This is a genomic window from Inquilinus sp. CAU 1745 (assembly GCF_039839375.1).
Taxonomy (GTDB): Bacteria; Pseudomonadota; Alphaproteobacteria; order DSM-16000; family Inquilinaceae; genus JBDOQU01.
This window is the reverse complement of sequence record NZ_JBDOQU010000025.1, coordinates 22094-35654: the sequence shown is the minus strand read 5'-3', so window position 1 is coordinate 35654 and position 13561 is coordinate 22094. Positions and strand designations below refer to the sequence as shown.

The 13561-nt window shown below is 67.2% G+C and carries 11 protein-coding genes and 1 tRNA gene; 3 read left to right on the top strand and 9 right to left on the bottom strand.

Going from position 1 to position 13561, the window contains the following annotated elements; genetic code table 11:
- Positions 1-136: 136 nt before the first annotated feature.
- The gene (locus tag AAFN89_RS20450) at positions 137-403 is read left to right on the top strand and encodes a hypothetical protein (protein ID WP_347541106.1); all 267 of its coding nucleotides are present in this window, start codon (positions 137-139) and stop codon (positions 401-403) included.
- 534 nt (positions 404-937) lie between these two features.
- On the opposite strand, the gene AAFN89_RS20445 is transcribed toward AAFN89_RS20450, so the two are convergent.
- Entirely contained in the window at positions 938-4096 is a 3159-nt protein-coding gene (locus tag AAFN89_RS20445; protein WP_347541104.1) for a multidrug efflux RND transporter permease subunit, read from the bottom strand.
- Positions 4093-5319 (bottom strand): efflux RND transporter periplasmic adaptor subunit, encoded by a 1227-nt coding sequence (locus AAFN89_RS20440; RefSeq protein ID WP_347541102.1) that lies wholly within the window; start codon positions 5317-5319, stop codon positions 4093-4095. The genes AAFN89_RS20445 and AAFN89_RS20440 overlap by 4 nt, the downstream gene beginning before the upstream one ends.
- A gap of 389 nt (positions 5320-5708) precedes the next feature.
- Between AAFN89_RS20440 and AAFN89_RS20435 the strand changes: the two genes are divergently transcribed.
- Both AAFN89_RS20435 and AAFN89_RS20430 read left to right on the top strand, forming a co-directional pair.
- Complete coding sequence (locus AAFN89_RS20435; protein ID WP_347541100.1) at positions 5709-6875, top strand: FecR domain-containing protein; 1167 nt, start codon at positions 5709-5711, stop codon at positions 6873-6875.
- Between the two features lie 31 nt (positions 6876-6906).
- Positions 6907-9084, top strand: a complete 2178-nt coding sequence (locus AAFN89_RS20430) for a CHASE2 domain-containing protein (protein ID WP_347541098.1) — start codon at positions 6907-6909, stop codon at positions 9082-9084.
- Positions 9085-9088: 4 nt separating this feature from the next.
- On the opposite strand, the gene arfB is transcribed toward AAFN89_RS20430, so the two are convergent.
- The 7 genes from arfB to rpmF all read right to left on the bottom strand — a co-directional run bounded on the left by arfB (position 9089) and on the right by rpmF (position 13462).
- On the bottom strand, positions 9089-9511 hold the full coding sequence (gene arfB / locus AAFN89_RS20425; protein WP_347541096.1) for an alternative ribosome rescue aminoacyl-tRNA hydrolase ArfB: 423 nt from the start codon (positions 9509-9511) through the stop codon (positions 9089-9091).
- Between the two features lie 602 nt (positions 9512-10113).
- Positions 10114-10190: transfer RNA gene (locus AAFN89_RS20420), tRNA-Pro, on the bottom strand.
- A 96-nt stretch (positions 10191-10286) separates the two neighbouring features.
- A complete protein-coding gene (locus AAFN89_RS20415) occupies positions 10287-10763 on the bottom strand; it encodes a MerR family transcriptional regulator (protein ID WP_347541094.1) in 477 nt (158 codons plus the stop codon).
- A gap of 1 nt (position 10764) precedes the next feature.
- Positions 10765-11079 (bottom strand): integration host factor subunit alpha, encoded by a 315-nt coding sequence (locus tag AAFN89_RS20410; protein WP_347541092.1) that lies wholly within the window; start codon positions 11077-11079, stop codon positions 10765-10767.
- A gap of 111 nt (positions 11080-11190) precedes the next feature.
- On the bottom strand, positions 11191-12168 hold the full coding sequence (locus AAFN89_RS20405; RefSeq protein ID WP_347541089.1) for a beta-ketoacyl-ACP synthase III: 978 nt from the start codon (positions 12166-12168) through the stop codon (positions 11191-11193).
- Positions 12165-13241: a phosphate acyltransferase PlsX gene (plsX, locus tag AAFN89_RS20400; protein ID WP_347541087.1), complete on the bottom strand. Its 1077-nt coding sequence runs from the start codon at positions 13239-13241 to the stop codon at positions 12165-12167. Before plsX ends, AAFN89_RS20405 begins: the two co-directional genes overlap by 4 nt.
- Positions 13242-13276: 35 nt before the next feature.
- On the bottom strand, positions 13277-13462 hold the full coding sequence (gene rpmF / locus AAFN89_RS20395; protein ID WP_347541085.1) for a 50S ribosomal protein L32: 186 nt from the start codon (positions 13460-13462) through the stop codon (positions 13277-13279).
- Positions 13463-13561: the final 99 nt, after the last annotated feature.

Below are 13561 nucleotides of genomic sequence, written 5' to 3'. Positions count from 1 at the left end.
GCTGTCTACAGCCGCTCACTCACCAAGAAAGTCGCCATCATCGCCGTCGCCAGAAAGCTCCTCACCCACCTCAACGCCATGCTCAGAGACCGTAAAGCCTGGGCCTGACAACACAGTTGCCAGATCGGGGTCTGGAATGACCAAAAAGGAAGGTCCGGAGCGGAGCATTGCGCCGTCCCGCGCGCAACTGGCGTGGCTGCGGCGGGGGCTGGACCAGCCGGGCGGGAAGCTGCCGCTGTTCGACCGCAACGGGCGGCGCGTCGCCCGGCGTACGGTGGAGGCCTGCCTCGCCGCCGGCTGGGCCGCGCCCTGGTTCGGGAATCCGACCAAGCCCGACTGGCTGATCTGCCGCCTGACCGAGGACGGGCGGCGGATCGTCGGGCCTGGAGGCGGGCGGCTTTAACCTTCCGACCCGACCTTGGCGTACCGATCGACCTTGGTCACGCCAGGGTGCGGGGGCGGGAGAAGGAGGTCGAGCTTTTTACAGTGGAGCGGGATCATCCGTCCGAAAATGACAAAAGTTTCAAATTGGGGAACAACCGGACTTGACATAATTATCAGCAATTGGCACTAAAAACGCGCACTGACTCAGTGGCCTGAGTTTAGGGAGGAAAGGTCCTGGGAAGTCTGGATGCAATGGGATCGCCTAAGGCTTCGGGGGGAGCGCCGGCGGTTCCGGGACATCAAGGCACCATGACGATAAGAAGACCGGCCAACGGTCACACTGCGCACAAAATGAAAACCGGCCTTTCGGGGCCGGTTTTTTCTTGTCCGATTTCCGTCTCCTTTCGGCCCCCCCTCGTGGGAGAGGGAGGGACCCGGTCCGCAAGGAACGGGAGGGTGAGGGGTCTTGAGAAACCAACGCCCCCTCACCCAACCCTCTCCCACGAGGGGAGAGGGCTACCAAACTGACTTCTCCCGCGCTCCGGCAGCGATCTCAGGCCGGGGCGGTCGCTTTCCGGCGGGCGGACGGGCGGAACCGTTCGGTCACGCCCCTCACGGCGGTATAGAAGACCGGCGTGAAGATCAGGCCGAACAGGGTCACCCCCAGCATGCCGGAGAAGACCGCGGTGCCGAGGGAGATCCGCATCTCCGCGCCCGCGCCCTGCGCGATCACCAGCGGCACGACGCCGAGGATGAAGGCGAAGGAGGTCATCAGGATCGGGCGCAACCGGGTCCTCGCCGCCTCGATCGCGGCGGCGAACCGGTCCTTGCCCTCAGCTTCGGCCTGGCGGGCGAACTCCACGATCAGGATGGCGTTCTTGGCCGCGAGCCCGACCAGCACGATGAATCCGACCTGGGCCAGCACGTCGACCGGCAGCCCCCTTATCAGGAGACCGGTGACGCCGCCCAGAACCGACATCGGCACGATCAGCACCACCGCGAGAGGCAGGCTCCAGCTTTCGTACTGGGCGGCGAGAAGCAGGAACACGACCACCACGGCGAGGCCGAAGACCATCAGCCCGCCCTGGGCCTGCCGCTCCTGGTAGGCCAGTTCCGTCCAGGCGTAGCTGAAGCCGTCGGGCAGAATCTCCTCCGCCAGCCTCTCCATGGCGAGCAGGGTTTCGCCGGTGGAGACCATCGGGGCGGAATTGCCCTGCACCTCCGCCGCCGGATAGAGGTTGAACCGCGTCACCCGGTGCGGACCGGTCGTGTCGCTGAAGGTGGCGACCGCGCCCAGGGGCACCATCTCCCCCTCCTCGTTGCGGGTGCGGAGGTCGGCGATGTCCTCCACCTCCTGCCGGAACTGGCCGTCGGCTTGAGCCGTCACCTGATAGGTTCGGCCCAGAATGTTGAAATCATTCACATAGGCCGAGCCCAGATAGATCTCCAACGTCTGGAACAGCCGTTCGGCCGGCACGCCCAGAAGTTCCGCCCTCACCCGGTCGAGATCCGCATAGATCCGCGGCGTCCTTGTGTTGAAGAGGGTGAAGGCGCCGGCGACGGTGGGATCGCCGTTGGCGGCCGCCGTCAGATTTCCGGTGGCTTCCTCCAGCAGTTCCAGTCCCCTGCCCCGACGGTCCTGGACCATCATCTTGAAGCCGCCGGTGTTGCCGATGCCGGCGACGGGCGGCGGCGGGACCGTCAGGATGAATGCTTCCTGGATGCCCCCCAGCTTCTGGAAGGTTTCCGCCATGATGACATCGGCCGACCGGCCGGCGGCCACCCGCTCCTCGAACGGCGCGAGGGCGGAGAAGATCGCTCCGGCATTCGACGCGTTGGTGAAGGTGGCGCCGTCGAAGCCGGCGAAGGCGACCGTGTGCTCGATCCCCTCGATCGAGCGCAGGATCTCCGAGGCCTCCAGCACCACCTCATCCGTCCGGCCCAGCGACGCGCCGGGAGGAAGCTGGACGACGGTGATGAGGTAGCCCTGGTCCTGCGTCGGGATGAAGCCGGTGGGGGCGCGATTGAACTGCCAGCCGGTGACTCCGACCAGGGCGGCATAGACCAGCAGCACCAGCAGCGGCAGCCGGACCAGCCGGCGGGTCAGGCCGCTATAGCCCCGCGACAGCCCGCCGAACGCCCGGTCGAACCCCCGGAAGAAGCCGTGGATCGGCCGCATCAGCAGGGAATCGCGCTTGTTCGGGTCATGGGCCTTGAGCAGGACGGCGCAGAGCGCCGGGCTCAGGGTCAAGGACACGATGGCTGAGATCACCGTCGCCGCGGCGATGGTCACGGCGAACTGCCGGAAGAACGCGCCGGAGATGCCGCCGACGAAGGCGGCTGGGATGAAGACGGCGCTGAGCACGAGGGCGATAGAGATCAGCGCGCCCGACACCTCGTCCATCGTGCGGTGGGCGGCCTGCCGGGGCGACAGCCCCTCCCGCAGATGCCGCTCCACGTTCTCCACCACCACGATGGCGTCGTCGACGACGATGCCGATCGCCAGGACGAGCCCGAACAGCGACAGATTGTTGAGGGAGTAGCCGAAGGCCGACAGGATCGCGAAGGTGCCGACCAGCGACACCGGGATCGCCAGGATCGGGATGACCGAAGCCCGCCAGGTCTGGAGGAACAGGATCACCACCAGCACGACGAGGATGATCGCCTCGCCGATGGTCTTGATGACCTCCAGGATCGATTCCTCGATGAAGATGGTGGTGTCGTAGACGATCTCGTAGTCCACGCCCATCGGGAAGTCCGGCGCCAGCGACGCCAGGGCGGCGCGGACGCCTTCCGCCGTCTCCAGAGCGTTGGAGCCGGGCCGCTGGAAGATCGCCAGCGCCACCGCCTCATTCTCATCCAGGCGGCTCACCTGGCTGTAGTCGCGGGCGCCGATCTCGACCCGGGCGACGTCGCCCAGACGGGTGATCCGGCCCTCGCTGTCTGTGCGGACGGCGATGTTCTCGAACTCGTCGACCGTCTGGAGCCGCCCCTGGGTCTCGATGTTCATCTGATAGGCGGCGTCGGTCGGGATCGGCGGCTGGTTCAGCACGCCGGACGCGACCTGTACGTTCTGCGCCCGCACGGCCTGCACCACGTCGCTTGCCGTCAGCCCGCGCGCAGCGATCCGTTCGGGGTCGAGCCAGATGCGCATGGAATAGTCGCGCGCGCCGAACGCCTGGACATCGCCGACGCCATCGACGCGGGTCAGCACGTCGCGGATCTGGAGCCGCGCGTAGTTCGACAGATAGAGCTGGTCGCGCGACGCGTCCGGGGACACGACATGGACCACCATCATCAGGTCGGGCGAGCTCTTGGTGACGGTGATGCCGAGCCGCCTCACCTCTTCCGGCAGCCGCGGCTCCGCCACCGCGACGCGGTTCTGGACTAGCACCTGGGCGTCGTCGAGATCGGTGCCCAGATCGAAGGTGATGGCGATCTGAAGGCTGCCGTCGCCGGTCGACTGGCTTTGCATGTAGAGCATGTTCTCGACGCCGTTGATCTCCTGCTCAAGCGGCGTGGCGACGGTGTTGGCGATGGTCTCCGCATTGGCGCCGGGGTAGCTGGCCCGGACGATGATGGTCGGCGGCGCGATCTCCGGATACTGCGCGATCGGCAGCCCCAGGAAGGCGAACGCGCCGATCAGCACGATCAGGATCGAGAGGACGGAGGCGAAGACCGGGTGGTCGACGCAGAAATGCGACAGCTTCATTGGGTCAGACTCCCGGCCTCGACGCCCTCGGGCAGCTCAATTGTCCCCTCCTCCGGCGTCACCGGCGCGCCGGGCCGCGCCCGGACGAGGCCGTTGATGATGACGCGGTCGTCAGGCTCCAGCCCCGAACGGATGATCCGCAGGCCCAGCTCCGTCGGTCCGGGGCGCACGACCTTCGGCACCACGACGTTGTTCTCATCCACCGTCAGCACGATGCGGCGGTCCTGGTCGGACAGGATGGCCGAGTCCGGCAACAGCATGGCGGCGTAGCGCGGCGAGCCCGGCAGGCGGAGGATGCCGAACTGGCCCGGCGTGAGGAACAAATCCTCATTGGGGAAGATCGCGCGCATGCGGATGGTGCCGGAGGACCGGTCGATCCGGTTGTCCACGAAGTCGATCCGCCCGTGATAGGGCCAGTGGCCGTTCCCGTCGTCGAACAGGCGGGCATCGACCTCCACCCCGCCCTCGCGGTGCGGCTGGAGGAGCCCGGCGTCGATCGCCCGCTGATAGGCGAGATAGTAGGATTCGCTCATGTCGAAATCGAAATAGATCGGGTCGAGCGAGACGATGGTGGTCAGCCGCGTGGCCTGGCCGGACACGCCGCCGGAGACGAGGTTGCCGATGCTGATCTCCCGCCGGCCGATGCGCCCGGAAACCGGCGCGTTGATCCGCGTGTAGTCGAGATCGAGTCGGGCGTTCAGCACCGTCGCCTCGGCCTCCTGGACGCCGGCGGCGGCGACCCGCGCCTCCTGCACCCGCTCGTCGAAGGTCGAGGTCGGGATGTTGTCGGTGCGCAGGAGCGACTCCGCCCGCTCAAGCTGCTGCTGCGCCAGTTCGTACCGCGCCTGGGCGGAGGCGAGCTGCGCTTCGGCGGCTGCCAGAGCGGCCTCGAACGGGCGCGGATCGATGACGAACAGCAGGTCGCCCTCCTCCACCAGTTGCCCGTCCTCGAAATGGATGGATTGGAGGTAACCGCTGACGCGGGCGCGCACCTCGACATATTCGACCGGCGCGAACTGGCCGGTGAATTCCTGCCATTCGACAAGTTCGCGGACGAGCGGGGTGCTGACCGTCACCGTGGGGGGCGGCGGCGCGGGGGGCGCTGTCTCCTGTCCGGCGGCGGCCGATACGAGGAGAAGCTGGGGGACTGTCGCGGCCGCCAGGGCCATCAGATGGACGATCCTTCGCAGGACGGACCGGGAGGTCGAAGGGATCCTGGACATGGGCAATTCCGTCTCGTTCGCCGGGAAGCGGGGTCGGTTAAGGGATGGCGAAGACTTGCCCCCGGCGATCGGGGGCGCGTCTTCGACCAGACAGATCAAGATTTCCAAATGGCGATCGCGCATCCCGCTGCCTCCCTTGAGAGGCCGGCGCCAAACCCGATCGCAATACTGTATTGACCGAACGAATACTGACTTACCGGATGCGTCGAGGAAGAAGATGTGCCCGCGATCACATCCGCGTCAACAGAGGGCCGAATCGGCGTCGCCTTATCGCCACAAATCTTAACGGATTATTCAGGTCGGGCCGGTCAGATTGCAATTTACCAGAAATATCATCGACCAGCCGCCAGGAGGGGCGACCGGCCGAGCATCGACAAGAGGTCGAGATCATGCCCCAGCCCCGCAAAGCCGTTCTTCGCGCCGCCGCCCTTCTGACAACGACGCTGCTGACGCCGGTCGGCCTCCACGCTGCTGAATGGGAGGTCTTCGAGGCGATCGGGGACGTCCGGATCACCGATGCGAACGGTGCCGATCTGGGCGTGACCCGGCCGGGCGACCGGCTGGAGACGCCGGTAACGGTGGAGACGCTGCATGGCGGGCACGCCACGCTGACCCATGGCGACGATGTCATCCATATCGAGCCATGGTCGCGGCTGGACCTGCCGGAGCAGGAGGAGGAAAGCCGGCTGACGGAGGTCATCCAGTCGATCGGCACCGCGATCTTCGGCGTCGACCGCCGGCCGGGCCGGGAGTTCCAGGTGACGACGCCCTATCTGGTGACGCTGGTGAAGGGCACCGCGTTCCAGATCGAGGTATCGCCGGCCGGCGCTTCGGTGGCCGTCACCGACGGCGTCGTCAACGTCTCCTCCCGGAGCGGCAACGGCGCGAGCCGGGACGTGCTGGCGGGGGAATCGACCCGAGTCGCCGCCGCCGGAACCAGCCCGTCACCGGAGCCGATGACGGTCGAGCCGCTTGTCTCCACCCCCTCGGGCCTGGCCGCGCCGGAAGCCGCTCCGGCGGAGGCCGCTCCGGAGGCGACAGCGCCGGGCAATTCCGCGCAGGCGCCGGGCCAGGCGAACGCCGCGCAGGCGCCGGGGCGGGCTAATGCCGCCGCCGCATCCTCAGCCAGCGAAGAGGGCGAGGACGGGTCCGCCGGCAATGGGAACGGCAACGGGATCCAGGGCAGCGGTGGTTCGGACGGGGACGATGAGGATGGCCCCGGCAACGGCAACGGCAACGATGATAGCGGCGGCGGGAATGGCAATTCCGGCGGCAAGGGAGGGTCGGACGACAGCGACGGTGACCGCGGGGGGAACGGGAACTCGGGCGGCGGGAACTCGGGCGGCGGAAATGGAAACTCCGGCGGGAACGGAAACGGCAATGGCGGAGGAAACGGAAACTCCGGCGGGAACGGCAATTCCGGCGGCAAGGGCGGCGGCAAAGGCGGTGGAAACGACAATGACGATCGCGGTCGCGGAGACGACGACGATGATGATGATGACGATAGCGGCCGGGGCAGCAGGGGCGGCAGGGGCGGCGGCGATGACGACGATTGACCGGTAGGCATCGCCATACGGCTTCCGGCCGATGCGTTTTCCCCTTCCCCATGCGCTGATCCTCGGCGCGGTTTCGGCGCTCTACCTCACCGGCGCGCTGGATTTCGTCGAGCGACGGCTGACCGACGCCCGCTTCTCCACCCTTTCGCGTCCGGCGACCGGCGAGATCGTGCTGGTCGCGATCGATCCGACCAGCCTCGACGAGATCGGCGTCTGGCCGTGGCCGCGCCGCCATCATGCCGAGGTGCTGGACCACCTGATGGCGGCGGGGGCGGAGACGGTGGTGCTGGACATCGACCTCAGCTCCCGCTCCGATCCCGTGGACGACGCCCTGCTGGCGGCCGCGCTGGACCGCGCGGGCGACCAGGCGGTGCTGCCGGTGTTCGCCCAGTACGAGCGGCGTCAGGGCGGCGTCAGGGCGGCCTTCGTGGAGCCGCTGCCTGCCTTCGCGGAGCGGACGCTTCTGGGATCGGCCAATGTCAGGCCGGCCGGCGACGGCATGATCCGCCACGCCGCGATCGCGGAGATCTGGCGTGACGGCACGATCGCGACGCTGTCGGCCCATCTGGCCGCGCCGGTCCCGCTGAGCCTCGCCCCCTTCGGCATCGATTACGGCATCCTTCCCGGCTCCGTCCCCCGCCTCTCCTATGTCGACGTGCTGGAGGGGCGGTTCGATCCCGCGGCCGTGGCCGGCAAGCGGGTGCTGATCGGCGCCACGGCGATCGAACTGGGGGACATCGCGCCGACGCCGGTCTGGAGGGCCCTGCCCGGCCCGATGATCCAGATCCTGGCGGCGGAGACGATCCTGCAGAACCGCGCGCTGATCGAGGTGCGGTTCTGGGTCCCGCTCGCGCTGGCGGCGCTGGCGCTGTGGCTGATACTGGGGCCGAGCCGGAAGCTCTCCTGGGTCTTTCGCACGGCGCTGACGGCCCTCATCGTGGCCGGCGCGGTGCTGGCCGCGCTGATGGCGCAGGCTTGGCTGGCCCTGCTGCTGCCGGTCACGCCGGTGGCGCTGAGCGCCCTGGCCGGGCTGGCGCTGTCGCTGCTGCGGGAAATCGACGAACAGAAGCTGAGGTTGCTGTCGCAGGGCTTCATCATCCGGCGGCAGGACCGCATCCTGCGGGGCGTGGTGCGGAACATGGCCGACGGGCTTGTCACCATCGACGATGAAGGGCTGGTCCTGTCCTTCAATCCGGCGGCGGAGCGGATCTTCGCAGCGCGCGCAGCGAACGTGATCGGCCATCCCTTCGCGCCCTGGCTGGGCGGCGGCGAGGAGGCGGCGTCGCTGGACCCGGAGAGTCCGACGCATGAGGCGATCGCCCGGCGCGGCGACGGCCGGTCCGCACCGATCGAGATCTCCATATCCGCCATGACCGGGGAGGAAGGCCGCACACGCATTATCCAGGTGCGGGACATCGGCGACCGGAAAGCGGCGGAGCAGGCGCTGCTCACCGCGAAGGAGGAGGCGGAACTGGCCAACCGGGCCAAATCCCAGTTCCTCGCGACGATGAGCCACGAATTGCGGACGCCGCTCAACGCCGTTATCGGCTTCGCGGAGATAATCAACCAGGAGATGATGGGGCCGGTCGGCAACAAGACCTATCTGGAATATAGCCGCGACATCGCCGGCAGCGCCGGCCATTTGCTGAACATCATCAACGACATACTGGACATCTCCCGGATCGAGGCCGGCAAGCTGGAACTGATGGAGGAGCGGCTGCCGGTGGCCGGGATCGCGGAGGCCGCCGCACGGCTGAGCCGGCCGGCGGCGGAGGAGAGATCGGTGATTCTGGAGATCGACGCGCCGGCGGCCCTGCCTTGCCTGCTGGCGGACGGGCGGCTGGTGAAACAGATCCTGACCAATCTCCTGTCCAACGCCATCCGGTTCACGCCTGCGGGCGGCCGCGTGGTGTTGCGCGCCGGGATGCGCCCGACCGGTGGGATCAGGCTGAGCGTTTCGGACACCGGCATCGGCATCGCGGAGGAAGATCTGCCGAGGGTGGTGAAACCGTTCGAGCAAGCCTCGACCGGTCATACCAGGCAATATGAGGGGACGGGGCTGGGGCTGCCGATCGTGCGCGCGCTGACGGACCTCCATGGCGGTCGGTTCGTGCTGACCAGCACGGTGGGCGTCGGCACCTCGGCCACGGTGGATTTCCCCCCGGCGAGGACGGCCCCGGCGGAGATGGAACGGCGGGCCGCTTCCTGAAGCGTCAGTCGAGGGGGCCGATGCCGCCCCTCAGCCGCTTGATCTGCCCGCGCGCCGTCTTGGCCTTCAGCCGCCGGGTCTTCGACCCGAGAGTCGGTTTCGTCGGCCGGCGCGGCTTGGGCGGGCGGGAGGCGCGGCGCAACAGGTCGACCAGCCTTTCCAGCGCGTCCTGCCGGTTGCGCTCCTGGCTGCGGAAACGGCGGGCGGTGATGAGGATCACGCCGTCGGCGGTCATCCGCGCGCCGGCCAGCCGGCGCAGCCGGGCGAGCATCGGCGGCGGCAGGTTGGGCGACCGCGCCGCGTCGAACCGGAGCTGGACCGCCGTCTCCACCTTGTTGACGTTCTGGCCGCCCGGCCCGGAGGAGCGGATGAAGCTTTCCTCGATCTCTGACGGATCGAGCGAGATGGTGTCGGTGATGGGGATCATGGGCGGTTCTTCGGCGGTCGGGCGGTAGGCGGTCGATTACGGCTAGCACGAGAGGCGGGCATGCGCCTAATGCCGTCCTTCACTGCCGGTGACGCTGTGAGGGCCCATGGATTCCCGATCAAGTCGGGAATGACCAATAAAAACAACGTCATGCTGGACTTGATCCAGCATCCATGTGGCGTCGATGGACGCTGGAACGGTGCCCGGTCCTTCGCCGCCGGTGAAGCGGCGTCGGCCCATGGATTCCGGATCAAGTCCACTGGTGTCCGGTTTAGATTTTTCCGCGACCTATGCGATTAAAAGAGGCTTAACGCACTCGCGCCAGTCGTCTCGTCAGAGCCGAAAGCGGGCTAGGATCAACTCGCTTAAGCGATTTCTCCGCCAAAAGTCGCTGAAACAGCGGTGGCAGGCACCCCTTTGACGACTTGAGCGAGTCTCTGAAGCTGGTGTGCACAACCCGATACTCTAAACCGGACACCAGTGGATCAAGTCCGGAATGACCAACAAAAACCTCATGGTGAGCTTGTCGAACCATGTGGGTGCACACCCTTCGACAGGCTCAGGGTGAGGATCAGGGGATTTGTCTAACGCATTGGAAAGATTGGTCGGAGCGGCGGGATTCGAACCCACGACCCCCAGTCCCCCAGACTGATGCGCTACCAGGCTGCGCTACGCTCCGACCGATGGGGAAGCGACGGTCCGCCGGGGCGGGCTTCGTCGCGGGCGGGACTATAGCCATGCCCTCCGCAGGTGGCAATGGCGTTTGGGCGGCGGTTCAGCCCTTTCCCGGCCGCAGCGCGTCGCGAAGGGCGCGGAGTTCGGCGAGCAGGTCCGTGAGCTGGCTCCGCAGCTCCGGCGCGATGGCCGGCTGGCCGCCAGCGGAGGCCGGTTCGGCGGCCGAGGATTCGAGGAAGGAGAGCTGGGGCGGCGGCGCGCCGGGGGATACGGCGGAGACATCGACATCGTCGATGGACTTGCCCTCCCGCAGCAGCTTCTGCACGCCCTTGATGGTGAAGCCGTCCTCATAAAGCAGCTTCTGAATCCGCCGCAGGAGAAGGACATCCTCCGGCCGGTAATAGCGGCGGCCGCCGCCGCGCTTCAGCGGCCGGACCTGGGAAAATTTCGTCTCCCAGAATCGCAGCACGTGCTGGGGCACGCCAAGATCGTCGGACACCTCGCTGATGGTGCGATAGGCGGTGGCCGACTTGCGGACGCTCCGCCCGCGCCCGTCCGTATCCGCCGTATCGGCCATGTCAGATATCGTCCCTGGAATCGTAAGGCAGGCCATTGATCCGGTTCTTCAGCACGTGGGAGGCGCGGAACACCAGCACCCTGCGCGGCAGGATCGGCACCTCCTCCCCCGTCTTGGGGTTGCGGCCGATGCGCTCGCCCTTCTGCCGGACGGCGAAGCTGCCGAAGGAGGATATCTTCACGACCTCCCCGCGCTCCAGCGCGCCGGATATCTCCTCCAGCACGGTTTCGACCAGATCCGCGCTTTCATTGCGGGACAGGCCTACCTCTTCGTAGACTGCCTCGCTCAATTGCGCCCGTGTAACAGTATCGGTCATCTTGAAGCCCCCCGGCATTGCCGCAGGTAAGACCGTACTTCGGCACAGATAATCCGTCAATTCCAGAGAGTTAAAAGCGGTCCTTAAACTTCGGCACCGCAAATGGACCGTTCACCAGCGCAGCAGCGCCGAGGCCCAGGTGAAGCCGCCGCCCATCGCCTCGATCAGCACGATGTCGCCGGGCTTAATCCTGCCGTCCCGCGCGGCCACGTCCAGCGCCAGCGGGATCGAGGCCGCCGAGGTGTTGGCGTGCCGGTCGACGGTCAGCACCACCTTGTCGGCCGGCAGGTCGAGCTTGCGGGCCGTGGCGTCGATGATGCGGCGGTTGGCCTGATGAGGCACCAGCCAGTCGATGTCGGACGATTCGAGGCCGGTCGCGGTCAGAGCTTCATCAACAACTTCCGCCAGTTTGGTGACGGCGTGCTTGAAGACTTCCCGCCCTTCCATCCGGAGATGGCCAATTGTGCCGGTGGAGGAGACCCCGCCATCGACATAGAGGAGGTCGTGATGCCGGCCGTCGGAATGGAGATGGGTGGTGAGGATGCCGGTGTCGGCGCTGGTCCCCTGCCCCTCCACGGCTTCGAGGACGACAGCGCCGGCGCCGTCGCCGAACAGGACGCAGGTCGCCCGGTCCTCCCAGTCGAGGATGCGGGAGAACAGCTCCGCGCCGATGACGAGCGCCCGGCTGGCCTGACCCAGCCGGATGAAATTGTCTGCGACCGTGAGCGCGTAGACGAAGCCGGAGCAGACCGCCTGGACGTCGAACGCCGCGCCGCCGGTCATGCCCAGCGCCTTCTGGACGAACACGGCCGTCGCCGGGAAGGTCTGGTCGGGGGTGGTCGTCGCGACGACGATCAGGTCCAGATCGGCGCCGTCCACGCCCGCCTGCGCCAGCGCGCGGCGCGCCGCCGCCAGGGCGAGGTCCGACGCCTTCTGCTCCGGCGCGGCGATGTGGCGCTGGCGGATGCCGGTGCGCTGGACGATCCATTCGTCCGACGTGTCGACCCGGGCGGCCAGTTCGTCATTGGTGAGAATCTGCTCCGGCAGGTAGGAGCCGGTGCCGGTGATACGGGAGCGGACAAGCGTCATTCGGTCACCGGATCGGATTCGGAAGACGGCGCCGGGGCATTAGCGGAGTCAAACTTTTGCAGCTCTTCGCTCACTTTTTCATTGAACCCGTTGCGGACCAGATCCACCGCCACGTCGATAGCGTGGGCGAAGCCCTTCGCGTCCGTGCCGCCATGACTCTTCACGCAGATGCCGCGCAGGCCGAGGAACATCGCGCCGTTATATTGCCGCGGATCGGCGCGCCGGCGCAGCTTCTCGAATGCGTTGCGGGCCAGAAGGTAGCCCAGCCGCGCCATTATCGAAGAGCTGAAGGTGTGGCGCAGCCATTCGGCATAGAGCCTGGCCGTGCCCTCCGCCGTCTTCAGCGCGATGTTGCCGGTGAAGCCGTCGGTCACGACCACGTCGACCTTGCCGGCCGGGATGTCGTTGCCTTCGACGAAACCCTCGAAGGTGCCCGGCAAATCCATGGACCGCAGCCGCGCGGCTGCGTCCTTGACCTCGTCATTGCCCTTCAGCGCCTCGGCCCCGACATTCAGCAGGCCGATGGTCGGGTTCATGAGCCCCAGCACCGCCTTGCCGAAGATCGCGCCCATGACGGCGAACTGGACCAGATGTTCCGGCCGGCATTCGACGTTGGCGCCGAGGTCGAGCATCACGCTCTCCCCCCGCAGGGTCGGGAAGAAGGACGCGATCGCCGGCCGGTCGATGCCCGGCAGCGTCTTGAACACGAATTTGGCCATGGCCATCAGCGCGCCGGTATTGCCGGCGGAGACCACGCAGTCGGCCTCCCCCCCGGCGACGGCGTCGATCGCCCGGCGCATGCTGCTGTCGCGCCCGGTGCGAAGCGCCGCGGCGACCTTCGTCTCGTTCGTGATGACGTCGGTCGTATGGACGATCGTCGCGACTTCGGCCAGCTTCGGCCAGTCGCGCAGCAACGGCCCGACCGCGCCTTCGTCGCCGAACAGGACGAAGCCGATGCCGGGATGACGCTGGCGCGCGATTTCCGCGCCCGCGACCACTATCGCCGGGGCGTTGTCGCCGCCCATGGCGTCGAGCGCGATCGTCAGCCGCCCTTGCGGGGCGCTTTCACCCATGGAGCCCGGCCTGGAGCCACCCACGAGGGACGGGCTCAGGCTTCGGCGGCGATGTCCACCACCTCACGGCCATCATAATGACCGCAGGCGCCGCAGACATGATGGGGGCGCTTGAGCTCTCCGCAGTTCGGGCATTCGCCGTGCGCGGCCGCGGTGAGCGCGTGATGGGAGCGGCGCATGTCGCGACGCGAGGAAGAGGTCTTCTTTTTTGGAACGGCCATGATTTCAATACTCTTCGATTTTAAAAGGCGGCCCCGAAAGAGGCCGCCTCTGCGACCGGGTGGTTTAATGTAAAAGCTTTCCGGGGGCAAGCGCCAAGG

What these genes read in the sequence shown, in the direction of transcription:
- AAFN89_RS20410 (WP_347541092.1), bottom strand. Translation starts at nt 11,079, where the DNA reads ATGACCGATACTGTTACACGGGCGCAATTGAGCGAGGCAGTCTACGAA.
- AAFN89_RS20430 (WP_347541098.1), top strand. Translation starts at nt 6,907, where the DNA reads ATGCGTTTTCCCCTTCCCCATGCGCTGATCCTCGGCGCGGTTTCGGCG.
- AAFN89_RS20450 (WP_347541106.1), top strand. Translation starts at nt 137, where the DNA reads ATGACCAAAAAGGAAGGTCCGGAGCGGAGCATTGCGCCGTCCCGCGCG.
- AAFN89_RS20415 (WP_347541094.1), bottom strand. Translation starts at nt 10,763, where the DNA reads ATGGCCGATACGGCGGATACGGACGGGCGCGGGCGGAGCGTCCGCAAG.
- rpmF (WP_347541085.1), bottom strand. Translation starts at nt 13,462, where the DNA reads ATGGCCGTTCCAAAAAAGAAGACCTCTTCCTCGCGTCGCGACATGCGC.
- plsX (WP_347541087.1), bottom strand. Translation starts at nt 13,241, where the DNA reads ATGGGTGAAAGCGCCCCGCAAGGGCGGCTGACGATCGCGCTCGACGCC.
- AAFN89_RS20435 (WP_347541100.1), top strand. Translation starts at nt 5,709, where the DNA reads ATGCCCCAGCCCCGCAAAGCCGTTCTTCGCGCCGCCGCCCTTCTGACA.
- arfB (WP_347541096.1), bottom strand. Translation starts at nt 9,511, where the DNA reads ATGATCCCCATCACCGACACCATCTCGCTCGATCCGTCAGAGATCGAG.
- AAFN89_RS20405 (WP_347541089.1), bottom strand. Translation starts at nt 12,168, where the DNA reads ATGACGCTTGTCCGCTCCCGTATCACCGGCACCGGCTCCTACCTGCCG.
- AAFN89_RS20445 (WP_347541104.1), bottom strand. Translation starts at nt 4,096, where the DNA reads ATGAAGCTGTCGCATTTCTGCGTCGACCACCCGGTCTTCGCCTCCGTC.
- AAFN89_RS20440 (WP_347541102.1), bottom strand. Translation starts at nt 5,319, where the DNA reads ATGTCCAGGATCCCTTCGACCTCCCGGTCCGTCCTGCGAAGGATCGTC.